This is a genomic window from Mycolicibacterium sphagni, from assembly GCF_002250655.1.
GTDB classification, from domain to species: domain Bacteria; phylum Actinomycetota; class Actinomycetes; order Mycobacteriales; family Mycobacteriaceae; genus Mycobacterium; species Mycobacterium sphagni.
In genome coordinates this window covers 82,434-108,780 of sequence record NZ_NOZR01000009.1, presented here as the reverse complement: position 1 = coordinate 108,780, position 26,347 = coordinate 82,434, and the positions used below count along the sequence as shown (strand labels likewise).

21 protein-coding genes and 1 tRNA gene are annotated in these 26,347 nt (G+C 66.5%); 10 read left to right on the top strand and 12 right to left on the bottom strand.

Annotated features, from left to right (window positions below; all coding sequences use genetic code 11):
* Positions 1 to 2: 2 nt before the first annotated feature.
* The 3 genes from CG716_RS12825 to CG716_RS12815 all read right to left on the bottom strand — a co-directional run bounded on the left by CG716_RS12825 (position 3) and on the right by CG716_RS12815 (position 2,621).
* A complete protein-coding gene (locus CG716_RS12825) occupies positions 3 to 983 on the bottom strand; it encodes a ribose-phosphate diphosphokinase (RefSeq protein WP_094480041.1) in 981 nt (326 codons plus the stop codon).
* A 95-nt stretch (positions 984 to 1,078) separates the two neighbouring features.
* Positions 1,079 to 2,476, bottom strand: coding sequence for a bifunctional UDP-N-acetylglucosamine diphosphorylase/glucosamine-1-phosphate N-acetyltransferase GlmU (gene glmU, locus CG716_RS12820; RefSeq protein WP_234817839.1), 1,398 nt, complete (start codon positions 2,474 to 2,476; stop codon positions 1,079 to 1,081).
* A gap of 73 nt (positions 2,477 to 2,549) precedes the next feature.
* Positions 2,550 to 2,621: transfer RNA gene (locus tag CG716_RS12815), tRNA-Gln, on the bottom strand.
* A gap of 130 nt (positions 2,622 to 2,751) precedes the next feature.
* Here CG716_RS12815 and CG716_RS12810 point away from each other — a divergent pair.
* From CG716_RS12810 to CG716_RS12795, 4 genes are all read left to right on the top strand, one after another.
* Positions 2,752 to 3,345, top strand: coding sequence for a TetR/AcrR family transcriptional regulator (locus tag CG716_RS12810; RefSeq protein ID WP_234817838.1), 594 nt, complete (start codon positions 2,752 to 2,754; stop codon positions 3,343 to 3,345).
* Between the two features lie 52 nt (positions 3,346 to 3,397).
* Positions 3,398 to 3,946, top strand: coding sequence for a GAF domain-containing protein (locus CG716_RS12805; RefSeq protein WP_234817829.1), 549 nt, complete (start codon positions 3,398 to 3,400; stop codon positions 3,944 to 3,946).
* Between the two features lie 84 nt (positions 3,947 to 4,030).
* Entirely contained in the window at positions 4,031 to 7,705 is a 3,675-nt protein-coding gene (gene mfd, locus CG716_RS12800; protein ID WP_094480033.1) for a transcription-repair coupling factor, read from the top strand.
* Complete coding sequence (locus CG716_RS12795; RefSeq protein WP_094480031.1) at positions 7,702 to 8,841, top strand: nucleoside triphosphate pyrophosphohydrolase; 1,140 nt, start codon at positions 7,702 to 7,704, stop codon at positions 8,839 to 8,841. Before mfd ends, CG716_RS12795 begins: the two co-directional genes overlap by 4 nt.
* Here CG716_RS12795 and efeB read toward each other — a convergent pair.
* Genes efeB through efeU form a run of 3 tightly spaced genes read right to left on the bottom strand, consistent with a single transcriptional unit; the run spans position 8,814 to position 12,245 of the window.
* Positions 8,814 to 10,124 (bottom strand): iron uptake transporter deferrochelatase/peroxidase subunit, encoded by a 1,311-nt coding sequence (efeB, locus tag CG716_RS12790; RefSeq protein ID WP_094480029.1) that lies wholly within the window; start codon positions 10,122 to 10,124, stop codon positions 8,814 to 8,816. The genes CG716_RS12795 and efeB overlap by 28 nt on opposite strands.
* Entirely contained in the window at positions 10,105 to 11,271 is a 1,167-nt protein-coding gene (efeO, locus tag CG716_RS12785; protein ID WP_094480027.1) for an iron uptake system protein EfeO, read from the bottom strand. Before efeO ends, efeB begins: the two co-directional genes overlap by 20 nt.
* Positions 11,268 to 12,245 (bottom strand): iron uptake transporter permease EfeU, encoded by a 978-nt coding sequence (gene efeU / locus CG716_RS12780; protein WP_094480025.1) that lies wholly within the window; start codon positions 12,243 to 12,245, stop codon positions 11,268 to 11,270. The genes efeO and efeU overlap by 4 nt, the downstream gene beginning before the upstream one ends.
* Positions 12,246 to 12,423: 178 nt before the next feature.
* Here efeU and CG716_RS12775 point away from each other — a divergent pair, with 178 nt between their 5' ends.
* The 5 genes from CG716_RS12775 (at position 12,424) to CG716_RS12755 (ending at position 16,735) form a co-directional block, all read left to right on the top strand.
* Positions 12,424 to 13,155, top strand: coding sequence for a lytic transglycosylase domain-containing protein (locus tag CG716_RS12775; protein ID WP_094480023.1), 732 nt, complete (start codon positions 12,424 to 12,426; stop codon positions 13,153 to 13,155).
* Between the two features lie 112 nt (positions 13,156 to 13,267).
* A complete protein-coding gene (eno, locus tag CG716_RS12770; protein ID WP_094480021.1) occupies positions 13,268 to 14,554 on the top strand; it encodes a phosphopyruvate hydratase in 1,287 nt (428 codons plus the stop codon).
* A 36-nt stretch (positions 14,555 to 14,590) separates the two neighbouring features.
* A complete protein-coding gene (locus CG716_RS12765) occupies positions 14,591 to 15,301 on the top strand; it encodes a septum formation initiator family protein (protein WP_094480019.1) in 711 nt (236 codons plus the stop codon).
* Positions 15,294 to 15,791 (top strand): DUF501 domain-containing protein, encoded by a 498-nt coding sequence (locus tag CG716_RS12760; protein ID WP_094480254.1) that lies wholly within the window; start codon positions 15,294 to 15,296, stop codon positions 15,789 to 15,791. Before CG716_RS12765 ends, CG716_RS12760 begins: the two co-directional genes overlap by 8 nt.
* Entirely contained in the window at positions 15,776 to 16,735 is a 960-nt protein-coding gene (locus tag CG716_RS12755) for a Ppx/GppA phosphatase family protein (RefSeq protein ID WP_207760665.1), read from the top strand. The genes CG716_RS12760 and CG716_RS12755 overlap by 16 nt, the downstream gene beginning before the upstream one ends.
* Positions 16,736 to 16,738: 3 nt before the next feature.
* On the opposite strand, the gene CG716_RS12750 is transcribed toward CG716_RS12755, so the two are convergent.
* Entirely contained in the window at positions 16,739 to 17,233 is a 495-nt protein-coding gene (locus CG716_RS12750; protein WP_234817828.1) for a DUF4383 domain-containing protein, read from the bottom strand.
* Between the two features lie 38 nt (positions 17,234 to 17,271).
* Positions 17,272 to 19,266 carry an APC family permease gene (locus tag CG716_RS12745; RefSeq protein ID WP_207760672.1) on the bottom strand — a complete coding sequence of 665 codons (1,995 nt, stop codon included), beginning with the start codon at positions 19,264 to 19,266 and terminating at the stop codon, positions 17,272 to 17,274.
* A gap of 159 nt (positions 19,267 to 19,425) precedes the next feature.
* Between CG716_RS12745 and CG716_RS12740 the strand changes: the two genes are divergently transcribed.
* Positions 19,426 to 19,749, top strand: coding sequence for a hypothetical protein (locus CG716_RS12740; protein WP_094480011.1), 324 nt, complete (start codon positions 19,426 to 19,428; stop codon positions 19,747 to 19,749).
* Positions 19,750 to 19,951: 202 nt separating this feature from the next.
* Here CG716_RS12740 and CG716_RS12730 read toward each other — a convergent pair whose 3' ends face one another.
* From CG716_RS12730 to kdpB, 4 genes are all read right to left on the bottom strand, one after another.
* The gene (locus tag CG716_RS12730; protein WP_094480009.1) at positions 19,952 to 20,638 is read right to left on the bottom strand and encodes a response regulator; all 687 of its coding nucleotides are present in this window, start codon (positions 20,636 to 20,638) and stop codon (positions 19,952 to 19,954) included.
* Positions 20,635 to 23,130 (bottom strand): DUF4118 domain-containing protein, encoded by a 2,496-nt coding sequence (locus CG716_RS12725; RefSeq protein WP_094480252.1) that lies wholly within the window; start codon positions 23,128 to 23,130, stop codon positions 20,635 to 20,637. Before CG716_RS12725 ends, CG716_RS12730 begins: the two co-directional genes overlap by 4 nt.
* Positions 23,131 to 23,265: 135 nt before the next feature.
* Positions 23,266 to 24,189, bottom strand: coding sequence for a potassium-transporting ATPase subunit C (locus CG716_RS12720; RefSeq protein WP_094480007.1), 924 nt, complete (start codon positions 24,187 to 24,189; stop codon positions 23,266 to 23,268).
* A gap of 1 nt (position 24,190) precedes the next feature.
* Positions 24,191 to 26,344 (bottom strand): potassium-transporting ATPase subunit KdpB, encoded by a 2,154-nt coding sequence (gene kdpB, locus CG716_RS12715; protein ID WP_094480005.1) that lies wholly within the window; start codon positions 26,342 to 26,344, stop codon positions 24,191 to 24,193.
* Positions 26,345 to 26,347: the final 3 nt, after the last annotated feature.

Here is a 26,347-nt window from a genome sequence, read left to right as displayed (position 1 = left end):
CGCTACGCATCCCCGTCGAAAAGGCCTGTCACCGAACCATTTTCGAAGACCGCACGGATGGTGCGGGCCAGCAGGGGGGCGATGGACAATACGGTCAGCTGCGGGAACCGCTTGCTTTCTTCGATGGGCAGCGTGTTGGTGACGATCACCTCGCGCGCACCACTGTCGGCCAGCCGCTCACGGGCGGGATCGGACAGCACGCCGTGGGTGGCGGCGATGATGACGTCCTTGGCGCCGTCCCTGTGCAGCAGCTTGACCGCGCCGGCGATGGTGCCGCCGGTGTCGATCATGTCGTCGGTCAGCACACAGGTCTTGCCCGCCACGTCACCGACGACCCGGTTGGACACGACCTGGTTGGGCACCTTCGGGTCGCGGGTCTTGTGGATGAACGCCAGGGGCGTCCCGCCCAGTGCGTCGGCCCACTTCTCGGCGACACGCACTCGGCCCGAGTCCGGCGAGACCACGACGACGTCCTCGCAGTTGTAGTTCTCCCTGATGTAGCCGGTCAGCAGCGGCTGGGCGCGCATGTGGTCCACGGGCCCGTCGAAGAAGCCCTGGATCTGATCGGTGTGCAGGTCGACGGTGACGATGCGGTCGGCGCCTGCGGTCTTGTACAGATCGGCCACCAGTCGCGCGGAGATCGGTTCGCGGCCGCGGTGTTTCTTGTCCTGACGCGCGTACGGGTAGAACGGCAGGATCGCGGTGATGCGCTTGGCGCTGCCGCGTTTGAGCGCGTCGATCATGATCAGCTGTTCCATCAGCCACTTGTTCAGCGGCGCGGGATGGGACTGCAGCACGAAGGCGTCGCAGCCGCGGACCGATTCGTCGAAGCGAACGAAGATCTCACCGTTGGCGAAATCACGTGCGGTCTGCGCGGTGACCTCGATGTCGAGCTCTTTTGCCACCTGTTCGGCCAGCTCCTGGTGCGCGCGGCCCGAGAAGAGCATCAGATTTTTGCGGTTGTCGGTCCAGTCCGTGCCCACTGTGTGCTGCCCTTGCCGGTCGGAGATCGATACGGGCCAATCGTACGGTGCTACGTCCCCGGGTTACCAAAAAGGCAACATCTGGCGACGACGGGTCACCTCCGGGGGTCGCCCGATTCGGCCTGCTTGGCCTTGGCGGCGGCCTGCGCCGATGCACTGCCGGGCCGCTTGCGCAGCACCCAGTCCTCAATGTTGCGCTGTGGCCCTGCCGACACGGCAAGCGCGCCGGGTGGCACGTCGTCGCGCACCACGGTGCCCGCGCCGGTGTAGGCGCCGTCGCCGATGGTGACCGGGGCGACGAACATCGTGTCCGATCCGGTCCGCACGTGCGACCCGATCGTGGTGCGGCTCTTGTTCTCGCCGTCGTAGTTGACGAACACACTGGATGCGCCGATGTTGCTGTGCTCGCCGATGTCGGCGTCGCCCACGTAGGTCAGGTGCGGCACCTTGGTGCCGGCCCCGATCACGGCGTTCTTGGTTTCGACGAATGTCCCGAGCTTGCCGCCCGTCCCGAGTTGCGTGCCGGGGCGCAGGTAGGTGAACGGGCCGACCGTGGCCCGGTCGCCGATCACCGACAGCTCTGCGTGGGTGCGGATGACCGTGGCGCCGTCGCCGATCTCCATCGAGGTGAGTGTGGTGTCCGGGCCGATGGTGCAGCCGGAGCCGATCGAGGTGGCGCCGAGAAGCTGGGTGCCGGGGGCGATGACGGTGTCGGGTCCGATCTCGACGTCGACGTCGATCCAGGTGGTGGTCGGGTCGGTGACGGTGACGCCGGCACGCTGGTGGCGTTCGATGATCCGCCGGTTCAGCTCGGCTCCCAGCGCGGCGAGTTGCACGCGGTCGTTGACGCCGGAGACCAGCGTGGGGTCGGCGATGTGCTGGGCGCGCACGGCCAGTCCGTCGGCACGGATCAAGGCGATGGCGTCGGTGAGATAGAGCTCGCCCTGGGCGTTGTCGGTGCGCAGCCGGGACAGTGCCGATCGCAGCGCGGCCGCATCGAACGCGTAGAGCCCCGAATTGATCTCGGCGACCGCGCGTTGGTCCTCGTCGGCGTCGGCATGTTCGACGATCGCGGCGACCGCACCGTCGGCGTCACGGATGATGCGGCCGTAGCCGGTGGGATCGGGCAGTGTCGTAGTCACGACTGTCACACCCGCCCCGGCGTGGGATTTCGTCAGGGCGACCAATGTTTCGCTGTCGAGCAGCGGTATATCGGCCGTGGTGACGACGACGGTGCCGGTGAAATCTTCGGGCAGCACGGACAGTCCGACGCCGACAGCGTGGCCGGTGCCGAGCTGTTCTTCCTGCACGACCGTGGTGACGTCGCTGCTGTCCCCGGTGACCCGGCGCACCTCGGCACTGACCTGCTCGCGGCCATGCCCGACAACCACCACGATGTGGTCGGGCGTCAGCGCGGCCACTGCGTGCAGGGTGTGGGCGATCATGCTGCGTCCGCCGAGGGTGTGCAGAACCTTCGGGGTCTGCGAGCGCATCCGGGTTCCGGACCCGGCCGCCAAAACCAGGACGGCGGCATGGGTATGTGTAGTCACTACGCCCTCCTATGAGCTCCGTCGCCAGGACTCGAACCTGAACTATCTGAACCAAAATCAGAGGTGCTGCCGATTACACCACGACGGACTGGCCGAAATGTCCGCCTGAGACTCTAGTGCAAACGAATACACCCGTAGGAGCAGGAGCGAAGCGACCCGGGAATACGCTGAGCCTTGTGGCAGCACCGGAGAAGGAACCTCGCGCCCCGCGCGCCAGGATGACCGGCACCGAACGCCGGCGTCAGCTGATCGACGTTGCCCGCACGTTGTTCGCCGAGCGCGGCTACGAGGGCACCTCCATCGAGGAGATCGCCCAGCGCGCCAACGTCTCCAAGCCTGTCGTCTACGAGCACTTCGGCGGTAAAGAAGGCCTGTACGCGGTGGTCGTCGATCGCGAGATGTCGGCCCTGCTCGACGGGATCACGTCGTCGCTGACCAACAACCGCTCCCGGGTTCGCGTCGAGCGGGTGGCGCTGGCCTTGCTGACCTACGTCGAGGAGCGCACCGACGGCTTCCGAATCCTGATCCGCGACTCGCCCGCAGCGATCAGCACCGGCACCTACTCCAGCCTGCTCAACGATGCCGTCGGCCAGGTGTCCTCGATCCTGGCCGGCGACTTCGCTCGGCGCGGCCTCGACCCGGAATTAGCCCCGCTCTACGGCCAGGCCCTGGTCGGCTCGGTCTCGATGACCGCGCAATGGTGGCTCGACACCCGAGAGCCGAAGAAAGAAGTGGTGGCCGCCCACCTGGTGAACCTGATGTGGAACGGGCTGACCCATCTGGAGGCCGATCCCCAGTTAGGGGGCGAATAGCAGCTCACGCTGGAAGAATGGGTATTCACGTCGCAGACAAAGCTGTCGGGGGTTGACAGGAGGGGACGACGCTGTGGTCGGCAATGGGGAGGTTATCGACCAGATCGAGGCCCGGCTGACGGCGGCCGAGCGGCTCGAGGACGTTCAGCAGGTGGTGAAGGTTGCGGCGCGACGGATTGCCGATGCGCACGGCGCGACCTTCGTGCTGCTGGACCACGATATGTGTTACTACGCGGACGAAGATTCGATGAGTCCGCTCTGGAAGGGGCAGCGTTTCCCGGTCTCGGATTGCATCAGCGGCTGGGCGATGATCCACCGCACGGTGGTCCAGATCTCCGACACCCGGCGAGACGACCGGATCCCGCAGGAGGCCTACCGCCCGACCTTCGTGCGCAGCCTGGTCATGGTGCCGATGCTCGGGGCTGATCCGATGGGTGCCATCGGGGTGTATTGGGCGCGGCCAGGTCAGCCGGACCCACACGTCGTTGAAGCGCTGCAACAGCTGGCCGACGTCGCCGTCGCGGCGCTGCAACGGTTCCCCGACGGCATTCCCGACCCCGGTTTCAAGGTCGCCGCCCTCAACGCGGCGAGCGGCGAGTAGGCCCGGCGCGACCTGCGTCACAGCGGACGGACGAATCGCGGCCCGCCGCAACGCCTTCGGTGGTCTTGCCTAGGATGGGGGATCATGACCGCACCGGGGCACCAGTATGTCCAGCCCCCGATCGCGGGGCTGGTCGATTTGGCGCTCACCGCGCCGGCTTTCGTCGAACTCGCGCAGCGCGCCACCGAACGTCCCGAAGAACTCGCCCTGGTAGGGCCGTCCAGCGCGCAGCTGTATGCCGCGTGCGCGCTGGCCCGCGGCGGTCCGGTGCTCGTGGTGACGGCGACCGGGCGCGAGGCCGACGACCTGACCGCCGAACTGCGCGGCGTCTTCGGCGACGCCGCCGTGATGTTCCCGTCCTGGGAGACGCTGCCGCACGAGCGGCTCTCGCCCGGCGTGGACACCGTGGGCGCGCGCCTGATGGTCTTGTACCGGCTGGCCCACCCCGACGACGCCCGGCTGGGGCCTTCGCTGCGGGTGGTGGTGACGACCGCGCGTTCGCTGCTGCAGCCGATGGCGCCGGATCTGGCCGATATCGAGCCGGTCACGCTGCACGTCGGCGCGGAGTTCGACTTCGACCAGCTGGTCTCGCGGCTGGTCGAGCTGGCCTATACCCGGGTCGACATGGTCGGCAAGCGCGGCGAATTCGCGGTCCGCGGCGGCATCCTCGACGTCTTCCCGCCGACCGCCGAGCACCCGGTCCGGGTCGAATTCTGGGGCGACGAGGTCAGCGAGATGCGGATGTTCGCGGTCGCCGACCAGCGCTCGATCCCGGAGATCGACGTCGACACCGTCGTCGCGGTGCCCTGCCGTGAGCTGCTCCTCACCGAAGAAGTGCGGGCCCGCGCCACCAAGCTCATCGAGACGCGGCCACCGGACGACAACCACATCACCGGCAGCGTCGGGGAAATGCTGGTCAAGATCGCCGAAGGCATCCCGGTCGACGGGATGGAGGCACTGCAACCGGTGCTACGACCCGACGAACTCGCGCTGCTGATCGATCACCTGCCCGCCGACACACCGCTCCTGATATGCGACCCGGAGAAGGTGCGCACCCGTGCGGCCGACCTGATCAAGACCGGGCGCGAGTTCCTCGAGGCATCGTGGTCGGTGGCCGCGATCGGCGGCGACGCCCCGATCGACGTCGAGCAGCTCGGCGGCTCCGGTTTCCGCGAGCTCGACGACGTCCGCGACGCGGCCCGGGCGAGCAACCGCCCGTGGTGGACCTTGAGCCAGCTCGCCGCGGAGAACGCTGTCGAACTCGACGTGCGGAGCGCCCCGTCGGCACGCGGGCAGCAGAGCACGGTCGACGAGATCTTCGCGATGCTGCGGGCCCATGTGATGACCGGGGGATATGCCGCCGTTGTCGCACCCGGCACCGGCACCGCCCACCGGGTGGTCGAACAGCTTGGCGAGCGCGACATCCCGGCGGGGATGCTGGAGCCCGGCCAGGCCCCCAAACTTGGCGTGGTCGGCGTGCTTCGCGGCCCGCTGCACGACGGCATCATCGTGCCGGGCGCCAATCTCGTGGTCATCACCGAAACGGACCTGACCGGCAACCGGGCGTCCGCGCCCGAAGGCAGGCGGCTGGCGGCCAAGCGGCGCAACACCGTTGACCCGCTGGCGCTGACCGCCGGTGATCTCGTGGTGCACGACCAGCACGGCATCGGGCGGTTCGTCGAGATGGTCGAGCGCACCGTCGGCGGTGCGCGCCGCGAATACCTGGTTTTGGAGTATGCCTCGAGTAAGCGCGGACAAGCCGCCGACAAGCTCTTCGTGCCGATGGACTCCCTGGATCAGCTGTCCCGCTACGTCGGCGGCCAGGAACCTGGCCTGAGCCGGCTGGGCGGCAGCGACTGGACCAACACGAAAACCAAGGCGCGCAAGGCGGTTCGGGAAATCGCCAGCGAACTGGTGTCGCTCTACGCCAAGCGGCAGGCCGCCCCCGGGCACGCCTTCGGCCCCGACACCCCGTGGCAGGCCGAGATGGAGGACGCGTTCGGGTTCACCGAGACCGTCGACCAGCTGACCGCCATCGAGGAGGTCAAGGCCGACATGGAGAAGTCGATGCCGATGGACCGGGTCATCTGCGGTGACGTCGGCTACGGCAAGACCGAGATCGCGGTGCGGGCGGCGTTCAAGGCCGTGCAGGACGGCAAGCAGGTGGCGGTGCTGGTGCCCACCACGCTGCTGGCCGACCAGCACCTGCAGACGTTCACCGCGCGGATGGCCGGCTTCCCGGTGACCGTGAAAGGCCTGTCCCGGTTCACCGATCCCACCGAGTCGCGGGCGGTGATCGACGGTATGGCCGACGGCAGCGTCGACATCGTGATCGGCACCCACCGGCTGCTGCAGACCGCGGTGCGCTGGAAGGACCTCGGCCTGGTCGTCGTCGACGAGGAGCAGCGCTTCGGTGTGGAGCACAAGGAGCACATCAAGAGCCTGCGCACCCACGTCGACGTGCTGACCATGAGCGCCACTCCGATCCCGCGCACCCTGGAGATGAGCCTGGCAGGCATCCGGGAGATGTCGACGATCCTCACCCCGCCCGAGGAGCGCTATCCGGTGCTGACGTATGTGGGCGGGCACGACGACAAGCAGGTCGCCGCCGCACTGCGCCGTGAGTTGCTGCGCGACGGGCAGGTCTTCTACATCCACAACCGGGTCAGCAGCATCGACGGCGCGGCTGCCCGGATCCGGCAGCTGGTGCCCGAGGCGCGGGTGGTGGTCGCCCACGGCCAGATGCCCGAAGAGTTGTTGGAGCGCACGGTCGAGGGATTCTGGAACCGCGAATACGACATCTTGGTCTGCACCACGATCGTCGAGACCGGACTGGACATCTCCAACGCGAACACGCTGATCGTCGAACGTGCCGACACTTTCGGCCTGTCCCAGCTGCACCAGCTGCGCGGGCGGGTGGGCCGCAGCCGCGAGCGCGGCTATGCCTACTTCCTCTACCCGAAGGAGATGCCGCTCACCGAGACCGCCTACGACCGGCTGGCCACTATCGCGCAGAACAACGAACTCGGCGCGGGTATGGCAGTGGCGTTGAAGGACTTGGAGATTCGCGGCGCAGGCAACGTGCTCGGTGTCGAGCAATCCGGCCACGTCGCCGGGGTCGGATTCGACCTGTACGTCCGGCTGGTGGGTGAGGCGGTCGAGGCCTATCGGGCGGCTTTGAAAGCAGCAGATGACGGCGAGGCCGTCATCACGGTCGAGGAACCCAAGGATGTCCGCATCGATCTACCGGTCGACGCCCACCTGCCGCCGGACTACATCGCCAGCGACCGGCTGCGGCTGGAGGCCTATCGCCGGCTGGCCGCCGCCACCGATGATGCGGGTATCGTCTCGGTCGTCGAGGAACTGACCGACCGCTACGGGCCGTTGCCCGAGCCCGCCCAGCGGCTGCTGGCGGTCGCACGCCTGCGTCTGCTGTGCCGCGGGTACGGGGTGACCGAAGTGGCTGCCACCGGAAGTGGTTCGGCCACAACGATTCGCGTGTCACCGCTGACGCTGCCCGACTCTGCGCAACTGCGTCTGAAGCGGGTGTATCCCGGAGCCGGTTATCGGGCCACGACCTCGACGGTGCAGGTGCCGATCCCGCGTTCGGGCAGCGGGGTCGCGGCGCCGCGGATCCGTGACCTGGAATTGGTGCAGATGGTCGCGGACCTGCTTCTGGCACTCGACGGACAACCGCACGGTGAGCTTGATATAACGACCTTCACACCTGCTGGTGCGGAGAAGGGAGAGCGGCGATGACCGTCATCCTCGTCGATCCGCGCCGTCCCTCGCTGCTACCCGTCGACGCGGTCGAATTGCTCGGCGGCGACGTGCAGTACACCGAGGAGATGCCGGTGAAGGTGCCCTGGTCGCTGCCGTCGGCTCGCCCGGTGTACACCGGCGACAACGCCCCGGTGCTGTTGTCCTCCGACCGTCAGCACCCCGAAGTACGGGCCCGGCTGGCCGGCGGTGAACGGCTGATCGCCGCGCCGGCGCCGGCGCCCGGCGAGCGATTGGTCGACGCGGTGGCGATTATGGACAAGCTACGCACCGCGGGGCCGTGGGAGAGCGAGCAGACCCACGACTCGCTGCGGCGCTACCTGCTGGAAGAAACGTACGAGCTGTTCGACGCGGTCCGTGGCGGCAACCTCAACGAGTTGCGTGACGAACTCGGAGACGTGTTGCTTCAGGTGCTGTTTCACGCCCGCATCGCCGAGGAGGCGTCCCAGCATTCGTTCACCATCGATGACGTCGCCGACGCGTTGGTGCGCAAGCTCGGCAACCGGGTGCCCGCGGTGCTGGCCGGTGAGTCGATCTCGCTGGAAGACCAGCTGGCCCAGTGGGAGCAGCGCAAGTCTCTCGAGACCAACAAACGGGTGTCCTGCGTCGACGACGTGCCGACGGCTCAGCCCGCATTGGCGTTGGCGCAGAAGGTGATTGCGCGGGTGCTGATCGCCGGGCTGCCCGCGGAGTTCATTCCCGGCGCTATCGTGACGGTCACTGTGGCGGCTGAGAAGGACGCCGAAAACGAATTGCGCACAGCGGTTCTGGAGTTCATGGACACCGTACGCGCCGTCGAGCGCGCGATCGCGGCCAACCGCCGCGACACCGATGTTCCCAGCCAGCTCGACGCGGCCGCGCCTCTGGGTGCGGTCAGCGACGACGAGTGGCGCCGGCATTGGCCGACCGCGGGCCCCGGCCTGCTGGATGAACCGCTGGTGCCTGAGGTGGTCTCCGCCGACGACGATCCGCTCGACGATGTGGACATCGTGCTCATCGACTCCGCCGACGAATTCGAGGTTCCGGAGCTGGCTGTCGACGATGTCGACTTAGTCGAACCGGAGGAGCCGGACCTGCTCGACGAGGCTCAGCCGAGCAGCGTCGAGCCCCAGTAGTCGCCGTCGCGCAGTCCCGGGGGGATGGCGAAGATCCCGCTGCCGTTGTGGGTGATGTACTCGTTGAGCGCATCGCGGCGGGCCAGTTCCATCTGCATCGGGATGAACTGGGAGACCGGGTTGCGCACGAACGCGATGAAGAACAGCCCGGCGTCCAGATGCCCGAATCCGTCGGAGCCATCGGTGAAGTTGTAACCGCGGCGCAGGATACGAATGCCGCCCAGATGCTGGTGGGATGCCAGCCGCACGTGGGCGTCGACGTCGATCAGCGGGGTGTTCTTGTTGGTGACGATGTCGAGGTCGAGCTCTTGGAATTCCTGAGTGAGCCCGTTGGGCGCGCCGCTGCCCTTCTGCCGGCCGATCACCCGTTCCTGCTCGAGAAGTGTGGTGCGATCCCAGGATTCGATGCGCATCCGGATCCGGCGGCTGATCATGTAGCTGCCGCCGGTCATCCAGTCCGGACCGTCGCCTTTGGCCACCCACACCTGCTGGGTCAGTGCGTCGGTGTCCTCGGCCTTGATGTTGTTCGTTCCGTCCTTGAACCCGAACAGGTTTCGCGGCGTGGCCTGCTCGCGGGTGGTTGACGAGGTGCGACCGAACCCCAGCTGTGAATAGCGCACCGCGACCGTGCCGAAGCCGACCCTGGCCAGATTGCGGATCGCGTGCACCGCGACCTGGGGGTCGTTGGCGCAGGCCTGTACGACGATGTCGCCGCCGCAGCGGGCCGGGTCCATCGTCTCGTTGGGGAACTTCGGCAGGTTCTCCAGCAGCTGCGGCTTCTGGCCGGCGATACCGAAACGATCTTCGCCGTCCTTGAGGAAGAACGACGGGCCGAACCCGATGGTCAGGGTCAGCTGCGACGCGGGCAACCCCAGCGCCTCACCGGTATCAGACGGCGGCGCATAGGGATTGAGGCCGACGGCGCCGTCGTGAACGGCCTCGTGACCCTCGGTCATCCGCTCCGCCATGCCCGTCCACTCTTTGAGCATGGCGACCACGTCGGCCTTGGAATCGGATGTGACGTCGAATGTGGCGAAGTGCATCCGGTCCTGGGCCGGGGTGACGATCCCGGCCTGGTGCTCACCGCGGAAGGGCACCGGCTTGTCCAGCCCGCCGGTGTGCGAGTCGGCCGCCGATGCCCGCCCGGCCAGCGCCCCGGCGCCGGCCGCGCCGACCACCGCGGCAGTCACACCGGCGGCACCGAACAGCTTGCGTCGAGACAGACCAGACTGCCCCGGATGGGCGGGGGCAGTCTCGCCGGCGCTATTGGGGGGCGATGACACCCTGCACCTGGCTTACCTCCTTGCTCAGCGCGTCAATCGCACGCGAGAGTTCCTGGCGCGCAGGCTCGGTCACCGTGTCGTATAACACGAACCCATCGCCCTTGCGGTACTTGGCCAGCAGCGCCTCGACATCGGCGAAGCCCTTGTCGACGCGCTTGCCCAGGTCGGGATTGCGGCTGTCGAGGATGGGGCGAACCGACGCGACGGCCGTCTGTGATCCATCCACGTTGGCCTGGAAGTCCCACAGGTCGGTGTGGCTGAAGATGTCCTCTTCGCCGCTTATCTTGCTGGCCGCGATCTCGTCGAGCAGACCTTGTGCGCCACCGGCGATCTGAGTGGAGTCGATGGTCCAGTCAGGCGCCTTCACGCCGTCGTTGAGTTCCTTGACATCGGCCACCAGCTGGTCGGCGACGGCATTGGTGTCCGGCTGCAGGCCGCTGACCCACAGGTCCTTCTCGAGCCGGTGGAATCCGGTCCACTTCTGGCCAGGCTCCAGGTCGGCTTCACGAAGGTCGATACGCGGGTCGAGGTCGTTGGGGAACGATTCGGCCACCGGCTCGATGCGCTCGTAGTAGGTGCGCGCAATCGGATACTGCGCCTTGGCCGCCGCGACGTCACCCTTCTTGATGGCGTCGACGAAGAGCTGGGTCGCCGGCACCAGCGCGTCGGTCTGGCTGTTCACGTAACGCTTGTAGCTCTCGGCGGCTTCCTTGAACTCGGCCTTCTCGTCGACCGCGACGGCGTTGCCGGTCACGGTGAAGTCGCCGCGAATGCCGTCGCCGATCATCCCCGGCTTGCAGGCGGTCTGATACTTGCCCGGCTCGGCCAGCTGCACGATCAGCTTGCGCTGGAGCCCGGGGGAGATGTTCTCGACCTCGCCCATCACCCGCTCGCCGGCGCCGTATACGTAGAACTCGGTGACCTTGGTGCCGTTGTTCGTGATCACGAAAGTGCTCGGCCCGGTCCCGGACTGGGTGGCCGAGAGCGTGCACTGCGTGTCGGAGGCGTTGACGGTGATCTCGGCGGGTGTCTTGGTGCTCGAGTCCGCGGACTTGTTTTCCTTGGCCGTGCAGGCGGCCAGTGAAACTCCGGCGAGGATCGTGGCGACGGCGGCAGTACCGGTCTTGATGCCGTGGGTGAGCGTCACTGATTGGACCTTTCGGAGAGGGTGGAGTGCCCCGAGTCTTCGGAGGCGCCGGCACTATCGGTGGAAACTTCGGCGGCCGCGGCGGCCGCGGCGGCCGGTTTCGGCGCCGAGCGGGTGGGCCGCAGGAACAGGCCGAGCACGATGAGGATGTAGGCCAGCCAGCAGATCAGCTGTAGCACCGTCGGCGTCGGGGTGATGTTGAAGACGCCCTGGACGATCTCCCCGTACCAGGCCGACCAGTTGAATCCCGCGCTGATGTCGAAGGCCCGCGAGCTCAAGCCGGGCAGCCAGCCGACGGTCTGCAGCGCGCCGATGCCGTAGGACAGAACACCCGCGGCGACCACGATGAGGAACACGCCGGTGTAGGAGAAGAACTTGGCCAGATTGATCCGCACCGCGCCGGCGTACATGCCCCACGCGATCGCGGCGGCTGTCAGCACGCCGATCAGCAACCCCAGCAGCGGCCAGGAGGTCTCGGCTTCGGCGTAGCCGACCATGAACAGCGCGGTCTCGAAGCCCTCCCGGCCCACGGCCAGGAACGCCAGCATGAACACGGCCAGTGCGCCGGTCTCAAGTGCTTTCGACATGCCGGCGCGGAGCTCGCCGGACATACTGGCGGATGCTTTGCGCATCCACAGCACCATCGACGTGACGATCGCGACGGCCACCAGCGATGCCACTCCGGCGATGGCCTCGGCGGCCAGGTCTTTGATCGTGTAGGTGCCGTATTGGATGGTGAGGAACACCGCCACCGTCATCAGGACCGCCGCGCCGACCCCGAGCCACACCCATTTGAGGGCGTCGCGACGATCGGACTTCACCAGGAACGCGATCAGGACCATCACGATGATCCCGGCCTCCAAACCTTCACGCAGGCCGATCAGACCGCTCCCGAACAGTTGGGCGGTGATGTTTGGGCCGGTCGCGCTGAATGTGGTGTGGACGCCGGTGGAGATCCCCGCCAGGTCGTTCATCGGCACGTCCTCTACATGCTCAGGAGATTGACAGCAGCATAGGCTTGCCAAACCAAGGTTCGGCTCACCTTAGCATTATGGCCCGGGCTGAAATTGGCCTCTCTTGGCACCGCCGCAGGGCCTGGCGGCACCGAACCCGTGGGACGATGAACACGTTCGGTTGGGTTCGAGGAGTGCTGTGTCGTCAACGCGTTGGCTGCGGGCTGTCGCCGTCGTTGCGGTGGCTGCGATGCTGCTCGGGGCGAGCTGTTCCTGGCAGCTCGGCATACCCATCCCCGACGGTGTACCGCCACCGCCCGGCGACCCGGTGCCCGCGGTCGACACCCACGCCAAGGGCCGCCCGGCCGACCAGCTGCGCGACTGGGCGGCCCAGCGTGCGCCCGCTCTCGGTATTCCGGTCATCGCGCTGGAGGCCTACGCGTACGCCGCGCGGGTGGCGGAGGTGGAGAACCCCAACTGTCATCTCGCGTGGACGACGCTGGCGGGGATCGGCATGGTCGAAAGCCACCACGGCACCTACCGCGGCGCCGTCATCGCGCCCAACGGCGACGTCAGCCCGCCCATCCGGGGAGTCCACCTGGACGGCACCAATGGCAACCTCGAGATCATCGACGATGAAGAGTCGCTGGGCAGCGACGAGCCGGTCTACGCCCGGGCGATGGGGCCCATGCAGTTCATCCCCGAGACCTGGCGGCTCTACGGCGTCGACGCCAACAACGATGGCGTGATCAGCCCGGACAACATCGACGACGCGGCGCTGTCGGCCGCCGGGTATCTGTGCTTCCGTGGCAAGGACCTCGCAACGCCGCGTGGCTGGATGAACGCACTGCACGCCTACAACCACTCTGACCAGTACGCGCGCACCGTGCGGGACTGGGCGACGGCCTATGCCCAAGGGCATGCGCTCTAGCCCCGGCTCTAGGAGCGCTTCCGCGCTGGTGACCATCTAGGCTATGGAACGGCTTGCCCATCCGCCCGACGAGGACATTCGTCGTACGCCACGACGCTAAGGAGAACACCAAGTGCCCATCATCGAGCAGGTTGCGGCCCGCGAGATTCTCGATTCGCGCGGCAATCCGACCGTGGAGGTCGAGGTGGCCCTGATCGACGGTACGTTCGCTCGCGCCGCCGTCCCGTCGGGTGCGTCGACCGGCGAGCACGAAGCGGTCGAGCTGCGCGACGGCGCCGCCCGCTACGGCGGCAAGGGAGTTGAAAAGGCGGTCGAGGCGGTTCTCGACGAAATCGCCCCCGCGGTCATCGGACTGTCCGCCGACGATCAGCGGCTGATCGACCAGGCGCTGCTCGACCTGGACGGCACCCCCGACAAGTCGCGGCTGGGCGCCAACGCCATCCTCGGCGTTTCGCTGGCGGTAGCCAAGGCTGCCGCCGATAGTGCCGGGCTGCCGTTGTTCCGCTACCTGGGCGGACCCAACGCGCACATCCTGCCGGTGCCGATGATGAACATCATCAACGGTGGCGCCCACGCCGACACCGGCGTCGACGTCCAGGAGTTCATGATTGCCCCGATCGGCGCACCGAGCTTCAAGGAAGCCCTGCGCTGGGGTGCGGAGGTCTATCACTCGCTGAAGTCGGTGCTGAAGAAGCAAGGTCTGTCCACCGGTCTGGGCGACGAGGGCGGCTTCGCCCCTGACCTGCCCGGCACCAAGGCCGCGCTGGATCTGATCGGCACCGCCATCGAGGGCGCCGGCTTCAAGCTCGGCACTGATGTCGCTCTGGCGCTCGACGTCGCCGCCACCGAGTTCTACACGCAGGGAACGGGTTACGCCTTTGAGAAGGAGACCCGCACCGCCGCGCAGATGGCGGAGTTCTACGCCGGTCTGCTGGATTCCTACGCGCTGGTGTCGATCGAGGATCCGCTGTCCGAGGACGACTGGGACGGTTGGGTCGAGCTGACGACCGCGATCGGCGACCGGGTGCAGCTGGTCGGCGACGACCTGTTCGTCACCAACCCCGAACGTCTCGAGGAGGGGATCGAGCGCGGTGCGGCCAACGCACTTCTGGTGAAGGTCAACCAGATCGGCACGCTCACCGAAACCCTCGACGCCGTCGCGCTGGCGCACAACAGCGGCTACCGCACGATGATGAGCCACCGCAGCGGCGAAACCGAGGACACCACGATCGCCGATCTGGCAGTGGCCGTCGGCAGCGGCCAGATCAAGACCGGTGCACCGGCTCGCAGCGAGCGGGTGGCAAAGTACAACCAGTTGCTGCGCATCGAAGAGGCGCTCGGCGACGCCGCGCGCTACGCGGGCGACCTGGCTTTCCCGCGGTTCGTGGTCGGCGAGTAAGGCGCCAAGGGACCCGAAAGAGGCCTGAAACAGACTGTGGCGGAAAGCAAGCGGCCCGACCCGAAACGACGTGCCCCGGCCTCTCGGCCGGGTCCGTCGGGGCGGGTCCGCTCGCGTACGTCGCCGGCGGCCAAACGTGAACCCCGCCCTGCTGAAACCAAGGCCAAGCCGGAGCCCGTCGGAGCCGCTGGGCCGGCGACATCCACTGCAGCGCACAGCGTTACCGAGCCGATCCGGCGTGCGATCGCAGCCTCGGTGGAGCGCCAGAGCGAACAGCGGCTGGGCTTCACCGCGCGCCGCGCGGCCATCCTGGCGGCGCTGGTCTGCGTGCTGACGTTGACGATCGCGGGACCGGTGCGCACGTATTTCGCGCAGCGCACCGAGATGAAGCAGCTTCATGCGTCGGAAGAGGCGCTGCGCAAGCAGATCTCCGACCTGGAATCGCAGAAGGCCAAGCTGGGCGATCCGGTGTACATCGCGGCGCAGGCCCGTGAGCGGCTGGGGTTCGTCATGCCAGGTGACATCCCCTTCCAGGTGCAGCTGCCGGCGGGGGCGGTGGTCACCACTGATGCCAGTCCGCAGGCGGCACCGGTCCGCAGCACCGACCCGTGGTACACCTCGCTGTGGCATACCATCGCCGATACACCGCACGGTCCACCGGTGCCTGCGGCCGTGGATCCGGCCCAGCCTGCGTTGCCGCCACCAGCAGACGGTGGTGCACCACCACCCCCGGTGCCCGGTGGTTGATTCCGCCGATCTCGATGCGGTGGCGCGGCAGTTGGGGCGCGAGCCGCGCGGCGTTCTGGAGATCGCGTATCGCTGCCCCAATGGTGAACCGGCTGTGGTCAAAACCGCGCCGCGGCTGCCCGACGGCACGCCGTTCCCGACGCTCTACTATCTGACCCACCCGGTGCTGACCGCCGCGGCGAGCAGGCTGGAATCCGACGGGCTGATGCGGGACATGAGTGAGCGGCTGCAACAGGATTCGGATCTGGCCACGGCCTACCGCCGAGCCCATGACTCTTATCTGGCCGAGCGCGATGCGATCGAGTCGCTGGGCACTTCGTTCACCGGTGGCGGCATGCCCGACCGGATCAAATGCCTGCACGTGCTGATCGCGCATTCGCTGGCAAAAGGCCCGGGCGTCAACCCGTTTGGCGACGAAGCTCTGGCGGTGCTGGCCGCTGAGCCGGGGATGGCGGGAATTCTGGATAGGGGGGTGTGGACATCGACGTAGAGACCAACAGGGTGGCGGCCATCGACTGTGGCACCAATTCGATCCGGCTGCTGATCGCCGACTCGGCCGGCGGGCGTCTGCACGATGTGCACCGGGAGATGCGGATCGTGCGGCTGGGCCAAGGCGTCGACGCCACAGGGCAATTCGCGCCCGACGCGCTGGCCCGCACCCGCTCGGCCCTGGCCGACTACGGCGAGCTGCTCAGGCGATTCGATGTGCCCAAGGTGCGCATGGTGGCGACATCAGCCACTCGCGACGCGGCCAACCGGGATGTCTTCTTCGCGATGACCGCCGAGGTGCTGGATTCCGCGGTCCCGGGTGCGATCGCCGAGGTGATCAGCGGTCAGGAGGAGGCCGAGCTGTCGTTCAACGGCGCGGTGGGTGAACTCGACAGCGCCGCCGCACCTTTCGTGGTTGTCGACCTCGGTGGTGGGTCGACGGAGGTGGTGGTCGGTGACGGGAACGGCGTGCAGGCCAGCTTCTCGGCCGACATCGGCTGCGTGCGCCTGACCGAGCGTTGCCTGCACTCCGATCCGCCGACGGTCGCCGAGGTGGCCGCGGCCCGCGAGGTGGTGCGGGAACGTCTCGGCGAGGCACTGCGGGTGGTGCCGGTGGATCGCGCCAAGACCTGGGTCGGGGTGGCGGGCACGTTCACCACCCTCGCCGCGCTGGCCCAGCACATGACCACCTATGACCCCGACGCGATCCACCTTTCTCGGGTCGCCTTCCCCGATCTGCTGGAGGTCTGCGAGCAGCTCATCGGCATGACCCGCAAGCAGCGTGCTGCGCTGGGGCCGATGCACGAGGGGCGCGTCGACGTCATCGGCGGCGGTTCGATCGTCGTCGAGGAGCTGGCGTATGCGCTGGGGCAGCGGGCCGGCGTCGACGAACTGGTGGTCAGCGAGCACGACATTCTCGACGGGATCGCGCTGTCGATCATCTGATCGCTAGTCCTCCGGTGGGATCAGCGGTTCGCCGTTGGCTCCGGTAGGGATGCGGCTACCGGCCAGCGTGACACCGAGCAGGGTCATCACCACACCGATCGCCAGGTGCAGCCAGTTGTCGGCGTTGTTGAGCGGCAGCATGTTTCGCGGACCGGCTAAATCGACGAGCAGGCCGTAGACCCACAGTCCGAGATAGATCAGGCCCCCGCCGATCAGGTAGGCCCGGGCTCTGGCGAAGGTGCGGGAGAGCACCAGACCCGCCACTCCGAAGGCCAGATGCAGCAGGTTGTGCACCACCGAAGCAGCGAAGACACCGAACAGTTCGGCGTGCGATTCGCGACCCAGCCAACGGAGCTGGTCCAGGTGGGTGGTCAGGCCGGGGATGAAGCCGGCGATCGCGGCAACCAGGAATGCCGCGGCGACGAGGACTGCGGCGCCCTGTACCGCCAGTAGGCCGACTCCCGGTCGCTGGAGTCTGCGCGGGTGGGCCGTCTCCATGCTGGTTGGCATACCCGTCAATTCCGGCGGTCAACCGTTCAATCGATGCTGGTCTCGTAACGGATGGATCGGTCGACACCGCTGCGGACGTCGCCGGGGCCGTGTTCGACCGTGCTGAGGTTGCGGCGCGCGGCGGTGTGGAGTTGGTACGGGACGCTGGTCACCATCACGTCCGGTTCGAACAGCAGTCGCGCCTTGAGTCTCAGTGAGCTCTGGTTGTGCAGCAGGTTTTCCCACCACCGCCCCACCACGGTTTCTGGGATGTATACGCACACCACATCGCGAGGCCCCTGGCGTGCCCGCTTCACGTATTGCAGCACCGGCCTGGTTATCTCGCGGTAGGGCGACTCCACCACTTTCAGGGGTACATCGATGTCCAAGCTCTCCCATTCGCGGTGCAACGCGCGGGTCTCGGCGTCGTTGATGTTCACCGTCACGGCCGTCAATGTGTGGGGCCTTGTGGCGCGCGCGTACAGGACGGCGCGCTGGGTGGCCTTGTTCCACCCCGAGACCAGCACGACGGCGTGCACCCGGCTCGGGAGCGTCTCCTCGTCGTCGGGAGCGATCCGTAATTCGTCTCGCACCGAAGCATAGTGATGGTGGATGGCGTGCATCAGTACACAGAGGATCGGGATCGCGATGACGACGAGGTAAGCGCCGTGGGTGAATTTGGTGATCATGACCACCACGAGCACGAGACCGGTCAGGAGGGCTCCGAAGGCGTTGACGGCTCTGCCGCTGTTGATCTTTCGGCGTTCAGCCGGTGTGACCGCGTGCCGCAGTTCAGCGTTCCAGTGTCGTACCATGCCGGCCTGGCAGAGCGTGAACGACGTGAAGACACCCATGATATAGAGCTGGATCAGTCGGGTCACCGATCCGTCGAAGGCGTAGATCAGTCCACCGGCGACGACTGCGAGAAGGACGATGCCGTTGGAGTAAGCCAGGCGATCACCTCGATTCTGCAGTTGTCGGGGGAGATAGCGATCCTGGGCGAGAATCGATGCCAGCAGCGGAAATCCGTTGTAGGCAGTGTTCGCGGCGAGTACAAGGATCAGGGCGGTAGCGGCCTGGATGTAGAAGAACATCACGCTGTTGTTGCCGAAAACGGCGGCAGCCAGTTGCGCGATGACGGTGCGCTGCGGTTCGGTTTCGCAGTCGCCGTGGAAGCCGACCAGATCGCAGGTGTTCTCCACGACTCGGGTTTTCGCGATCATCGCCAGCACTGTCACACCGGCGAACATCGTGGTAGCCAGTAACCCCATCGCCGTCATGGTTCGGGCTGCGTTGAGCGCCTTGGGCTTACGGAAGGCGGGAACTCCGTTCGAGATGGCCTCGACGCCGGTCAGTGCGGTGCAGCCCGACGAGAATGCGCGGAGCACCAGCAGGATCAACGCCACCGTCGTCAGTCCCACTTGTTCTGGCCGAATGTCGTAGTGGGCGCTTTCGGCGACCGGTGGATGTCCCAGCAGAGCACGTAGCAGACCCAGTCCCACCATGAGGTAGACGCCCACGATGAACGCATACGTGGGAATGGCGAAGACACGGCCGGACTCTCGTACACCGCGAAGGTTCATCGCGGTGAGCGCGAGGATGAAGCCGATATTGATAGCGACTCGGTAGGCATTGAGATCGGGGAACGCGGAAATGATGTTGTCAACGCCGGCGGCGACCGAGACCGCGACGGTCATCACGTAGTCCACCATGAGCGCGGCGGCTACCACCAACCCGGCCAGCGGACCGAGGTTCCGCGACACCACTTCGTAGGACCCGCCGCCACTGGGGTAGGCCCGGACCACCTGACGGTAGGAGAGCACCACGACGGCCAGCAGTACCACGACGCCGACGCCGACGAACGGCGCCAGGTGGATGTAGGCGAGACCCCCGAGGGTCAGGATGAGAAGGATTTCCTGGGTGGCGTACGCGACTGACGACAACGGGTCACTGGCGAAGATCGGCAGCGCGATCCGCTTCGATAGCAGCGTGTGGCCGAGGCTGTCGCTGCGAAACGGCCGGCCAAGGACTAGGCGTTTCATCAGTGACGTGGGCGAAGACACGAGAAGCGAGCCTAGTTTCGGCGGGCTCACGCGGCGCAGCGCAGGCCGTAGGGATTTCGTAAAGATTGACGTTTGCGATGTTCGAATTCCGCAAACGTTGGTGTGGCGCGGCTTGCAGTTGCCCTACGTTGGCGCCCTATGTCGGATTGTGGTCTGGACCAATGGGGCAGCCGAGCGCATCTGCGCGAGCTCATAAGCCGGCCCTATCTCGTCGACGTGCTCGACGTGCTGACGGATGGACCGCTGACCATCGCCGAGATTCAGTCCGAAATTCCCGGCGCACGGCGGAATCTTGTCCAAGCGCTACGTGATCTGGTCGTCACAGGGCTGGTCATCAGCGGTATGCCGGGCAGCTGCGATGGCATCGGTTCGAACGACTCGCTGTATCAGCACAGCGAACGCGGCCGAGACATCGTCGAGCTGCTGTCGAGATTCACCGTCTGGACGGCGCTGTACGACTAGGACTAGAGCTTGACCTTGCAGCCGCTGCCGATGTTGTGACAGTGATGGCCGCCGTCGCAGGCATTACAGCGACAGGTACAGCCTCCAGTGTGTTTGGGCTCGTTCATGACAACTCATCTCCTTCGCCCCGGTGGCTTCGACGATAGTTCGCGGCCGACCCGCGCGGCAGCGATTTCCTGATGCCGGCGGGTATCGAATGGCGTCACTGCTGGAAGCGATAGCCCATGCCCGCTTCGGTCAGCAGATGGCGGGGATGCGACGGGTCATCCTCGAGCTTGCGCCGCAGCTGCGCCAGATACACCCGCAGGTAGTGGGTCTCCTTGGCGTAGGCCGGACCCCAGACCTCTTTCAGCAACTCTTCGCGGCCGACCAATTTGCCGCGGTTGCGCACCAGCATCTCGAGCATGCCCCACTCGGTGGGCGTCAGGTGCACTTCGGCGCCGTTCTTGATCACCTTCTTGGTCGCCAGATCAACGGTGAAAGCGTCGGTTTCGACCACCGGCTCGTCGGTTTCCGAGGCAGCGGCGGCGCGGCGCACCGCCGCGCGAAGCCGGGCCAAAAACTCGTCCATGCCAAACGGCTTCGTCACGTAGTCGTCGGCACCGGCGTCGAGGGCCTCGACCTTCTCGGCGGAGTCGGTGCGGGCTGACAGCACGATCACCGGTGCGCCCAGCCAGCCGCGCAGACCGCCGAGGACCTCGATACCGTCCATATCGGGCAGCCCCAGGTCGAGCACGATCACGTCGGGCCGGTGGTCTGCGGCCGCCTTCAACGCCCCCGCACCGGTCGCAGCGGTGATCACCTCGTAGCCGCGCACGCTGAGATTGATTCGCAACGCTCGCAGGATCTGTGGCTCGTCGTCGATCACCAGCACCTTGACCTTGCTCACGGCCGGCCCTCGGGCGGCGCGGCAAGGTCGACGATGACGGTCAGGCCACCCCCGGGGGTGTCGGTGGCCGAGATTGTTCCGCCCATCGCCTCGACGAAACCGCGGGCCACCGAAAGGCCAAGGCCGACACCGTATTTGTTGTTCCGGTCGCCGAACCGCTGGAACGGCTCGAACAGCTGCTCCTCAGTGCCCCGGGGCACGCCGGGGCCTTCGTCGATGACGTTGATCAGCATCCGATCGCCGACCCAGCCCGCGTTGACGCGCACGATGGACGTCGGTGCGTAGCGAAGTGCGTTGTCGATCAGGTTGGCCAGCACCCTCTCCAGCAGGCCGGCATCGGCCATCGCCACCGCGTCGCCGACGTCGACTTTGATACGGCTGAGCCCCTTGGCGCCAAACCCGGTCGACCCGCGACTGATGCTCAGCAGCGCGCGTTGGACCACCTCTTCGAGGTACACCCGCTTGAGCTCGGGCCGGACCACTCCGGCAGCCAGCCGCGACGAGTCGAGCAGGTTGTCCACCAGTGCGGTCAGCTGGTCGACCGATTCCTCGACGGTGGCCAGCAGCTCGGCTGTGTCCTCCTCGGAGAACCCGATGTCCTCGGAACGCAGGCTCGACACCGCCGCCTTGGCTGCGGCCAGGGGTGTGCGCAGGTCATGGCTGACCGCCGAGAGCAGGGAGCGGCGCAGTTCGTCGGCCTTCTCGATGGCGTCGGCTTTGCTGGCCTCCGCGGCCAGTTCCCGCTGGCGGACCAGCCCGGCGGCCTGTTTGGCGACGGCCGTGAGCACCCGCCGGTCGCGGGCGGGCAGGCTGCGCCCCGACATCAGCATCCAGAACTCGTCGTCGCCCACTTCGATGGCGGTGTCGGCGGAATCCACTGTCACACAAGGATCTTTGCCCACGCAGGCAACAATTTTCTCGTCTTGTCCGCGCACGCGCAGCATGCTGACAGCGCGCTGTGAGTAGGTTTCCCGCACCCGTTCCAGCAGTGTCTCCAAGTCCGCGCCGCGCAGCACTGCGCCGGAGAACAGGGTGAGCAGCTCGGCCTCCTGGGAAGCGTGCCTGGCCTCCCTGGCGCGTTTGGCGGCACCGTCGACCAGCACGGCGACCGCGATCGCCATGAGCAGGAGCACGATCTCGGTGACGGCGGCGTCCGGCTCGGCAATGGTGAAGGTATAGCGCGGCTCGGTCAGGAAGTAGTTCAACAGCAGCCCGGACAGCATCGCCGAGAGGATCGCCGGCGCCACGCCCCCGAGCAGCGCGACGATCAACACTCCGACGAAGAACAGTGCGCTCTCGCCGCCGATAGCGAGGTAGTTGTCCAGAAACGCGACGGTGATGGCGCAAATGATCGACGGCACGACCACCGCGGCCAGCCAGGAGACCACGCGGCGCTCACGCGGGGACGTCGGCCGCCACACGAAGCCGCGCTTGGACTCCTCATGGGTCACCATGTGGACGTCGATCTTGCCCGAGTTCTGCACGATCGCAGCCCCGATGCCCTCGTCGAAGACGCGGGCCCATCGCGATCGTCGTGACGTGCCGATCACCAATTGGGTGGCGTTCATCTCGCGTGCGAAGTCGAGTAGTGCGCTGGGCACCTCGTCGCCGACGACGGTGTGCACCGTGGCGCCGAAGCTGGTCGCGAGCTCGCGCACCTTGCCCATCTGTGGAGCCGACACCCCTGACAGGCCGTCGCCGCGCACCACGTGCACAACCATCAGCTCCGCGCTGGACTTCGACGCGATCCGGGATGCCCTGCGTACCAACGTCTCCGATTCGGGCCCGCCGGTGACAGCGACAACGACGCGTTCTCGAGCCTCCCAGGTCGCAGTGATCTTGTTGTCGGCGCGGTACTTGGCCAGGGCCGCGTCGACCTGATCGGCCAGCCACAGCAGCGCCAGTTCGCGCAGCGCGGTGAGGTTTCCTCGGCGGAAGTAGTTGGACAGCGCGGCGTCCACCTTCTCCGGGGCGTACACGTTTCCATGAGAAAGCCTGCGCCGCAGGGCTTCCGGAGTGATGTCCACCAACTCGATCTGCGACGCGCTTCGGACGATCTCGTCGGGGACCGTCTCTTGTTGCTCGATACCGGTTATCTGTGCGACGACATCGTTGAGGCTCTCCAGGTGCTGGACGTTGACCGTGGAGATCACGGTGATGCCCGCGTCGAGCAGTTCTTCGACGTCCTGCCAGCGCTTGGGGTTCTTGCTACCCGGGGTGTTGGTGTGGGCGAGTTCGTCGACCAGCACGACCTGCGGCTTACGGGCCAGCACGGCAGGCACGTCAAGCTCGGGGAATCGGCTGCCGCGGTAGTCGATATAGCGCGGCGGGATGATCTCGATGTCGTCGAGCAGCTCGGCGGTCTTCTTGCGGCCGTGTGTCTCGATCACGGCCGCCACCAAGTCGGTGCCGCGTTCGATCCGCCGGTGCGCTTCGCCGAGCATCGCGAACGTCTTGCCAACGCCAGGTGCAGCCCCGAGGTAGATGCGCAGCTCGCCTCGTTTCGGCTTGTGGCCGTTCGGGGCGGGCTGCGCACCACTGTCTGACGACGTGTCCGGCGGCGGTTCGCCGCCGGACGTCACGCGTGGCGGTTGGACGGTGTCCACACGTTTATCATCCACTGCTCATCAGCTCTTGTTGGGGTACTTCTCGTCCAGCGCAACGTTGAGCTCGAGGACGTTGACCCGCGGTTCGCCGAGGAAGCCCAGCGTACGGCCGTCGGTGTGGTCGGCGACCAGCTGGCGGATCTGATCGACGCTGACGCCGCGGGTCTTCGCGACCCGGGCGATCTGCAGATCAGCGTAGGCGGGCGAGATGTTCGGGTCCAGGCCGCTGCCGCTGGCGGTCACGGCGTCGGCAGGCACCGCGGGGTCACTCGACGCCGCACCGATGATCGGCACGATCTGACCGACGGTGTAGTCCTCGCCGAACTTCGCGCACTCCACCCGCACACCCTCGTAGATGTCGAGGAACGGACGCGTGGTGGTCTCGCAGGGTTCGTTGACGCTGACGACCTTGGTCGGCTGCATCACGTTGCCGCGCGAGTCACGGGGACCGATGACCGAGAGCACCGCGCCGACACCGTCGCCGGTGCAGAAAGGACGCGATCCATCGACGCCTTCGAGCTGTCCGACGGACTGACTGTTGCTGCATACGGTTGTCAGCAGACTTGCCTTGAATCCGGCATCGGCAGGTTTCTTACCCTGCGCCAGCAACGACGGGTCTGCCGGTGTATCAAGGATGCTCTCCGGTCCGAGGTTGCTTGCACCGCTGTTCAGCGGGTCGTAGCCAGTGCCCGCCGCCGAGGGGCGGCTCTGGAAGTACTGCGGTAACGGGTTGCCGTTGGAGTCGGTGAACAGCTGGCCGATCAGGCTGCTGCCGACCGGCTTCCCATTGACCTCGATGATCGACCCGTTGGCCTTGTCATTCAAGCCTGGGATCTGCGCCACCAGCCAGATGAAAAGCGGGTAGCCGATACCGACTATGACCGTGAGCACCAGCAGCGCGCGCAGCGCTGCCCAGTGTTGGCGAATGAGGTTGGAGAATTTCATGTCACATCCCTGGCAAGAATTGGATGACGAGATCGATCAGCTTGATCCCGATGAACGGAGCGATGATGCCGCCGAGACCGTAGATGTAGAGGTTTCGGCTCAACAGCTTTGACGCGCTGCTAGGGGTGTAACGAACACCCCTCAGCGACAACGGGATCAGCGCGACGATGACGATAGCGTTGAAGATGACCGCGGACAGGATCGCCGATTGCGGACTGTGCAGCCGCATGATGTTGAGCAGATCCAGGCCGGGGAACAACGCGACGAACATCGCGGGAATGATGGCGAAGTACTTGGCGATGTCGTTGGCGATCGAGAACGTGGTGAGAGCACCGCGGGTGATCAACAGCTGCTTGCCGATCTCGACGATCTCGATGAGTTTCGTCGGGTCGGAATCCAGGTCGACCATATTGCCGGCCTCTTTGGCCGCCGAGGTGCCGGTGTTCATCGCCACGCCGACATCGGCCTGGGCCAGCGCCGGTGCATCGTTGGTGCCGTCGCCGGTCATAGCGACCAGCTTGCCGCCCTCCTGCTCGCGCTTGATGAGCGCGAGCTTGTCCTCGGGTGTGGCTTCGGCGAGGAAGTCGTCCACGCCGGCCTCGTCGGCGATCGCCTTGGCGGTCAACGGGTTGTCACCGGTGATCATCACCGTACGGATGCCCATCTTGCGCATCTCGTCGAAGCGTTCGCGCATGCCCTGCTTGACGACGTCCTTGAGGTGGATGACGCCGAGCACCTCGGCTTTACCGTCCACCACCTGGCCGACGACAAGCGGAGTGCCACCGCCGGCGGAGATGCCATCGACGATGATGCCGAGTTCCGTTGGTACGGTACCGCCCTCGCCGCGGACCCAGTCGGCGACCGAGCTGGCGGCACCCTTGCGCAGCAGATGGCCGTTGTCCAGGTTCACCCCGGACATCCGGGTGGTTGCCGTGAATTCCACCCACTCCGCGTTGACCAACTCGCCCGGCGTGCGTGCCCGCAGGCCGAAGTTCGACTTGGCGAACACCACGATCGAGCGGCCCTCCGGAGTCTCGTCGGCCAGGCTGGACAGCTGCGCGGCATCGGCGAGTTGCTCGTTCGTAACACCGGAGAGCGGGACGAAGTCCGATGCCTGCCGGTTGCCCAGCGTGATGGTGCCGGTCTTGTCCAGCAACAGGGTGTTGACGTCACCGGCGGCCTCGACCGCGCGGCCCGACATGGCGAGCACGTTGCGCTGCACCAGCCGGTCCATGCCGGCGATGCCGATCGCCGACAGCAGCGCGCCGATCGTCGTCGGGATCAGGCAGACCAACAGCGAGACCATCACGATCCCGGACACACCGTTGGTGGTCAGCGACAGCGTGTCGGGCACCCCGGGATTGTTGGCCTTGGAGAAGATCGCCAGCGGCTGCAGTGTTGCGACGGCGAAGATGAAGATAACCGTCAAGGCCGCCAGCAGAATGTTCAGCGCGATCTCGTTGGGCGTCTTCTGCCGGTTGGCGCCCTCGACAAGGGTGATCATCCGGTCGATGAAGCTCTCACCAGGTTTCTGGGTGATCTTCACGACGATGCGATCCGACAGCACCGTCGTACCGCCGGTGACCGCCGAGCGGTCGCCACCGGACTCGCGGATCACCGGGGCCGATTCACCGGTAATGGCCGATTCATCAACGGACGCAATACCTTCGACCACGTCGCCATCGCCGGGAATGACCTGGCCGGCTTCGACCACCACGATGTCACCCTGGCGCAACAGGGGTGCGGCCACCTCTTCCTCGCGGCCCGGAACGCCGGACTCCCAGCCGGTCAGCCGGCGGGCCATGGTGTCGGCCTTGGTCTTTCGCAGTGTTTCGGCCTGCGCTTTGCCGCGGCCTTCGGCCACGGCTTCGGCGAGGTTGGCGAATACGACCGTCAACCAGAGCCAGAAGACCGTCAGCCAGGCGAACCAGCTCGGGCTGAGAATCGCCAGGATGGTGCTCCAGACGGCGCCGACCTCGACGATGAACATGACCGGGTTGCGCCACAGCGTGCGAGGGTCGAGTTTGACCAGTGCGTCCGGCAGGGCCTTCCAGAGCATCTTGGGGTCGAGCAGGCCACCTTGGACCTGGTTCTTCTTGCCGCTGCTGGGTTGGTGTTTCGACTCTTCTGCGGAGTCGATGGTGCTAGTTGTCATGGG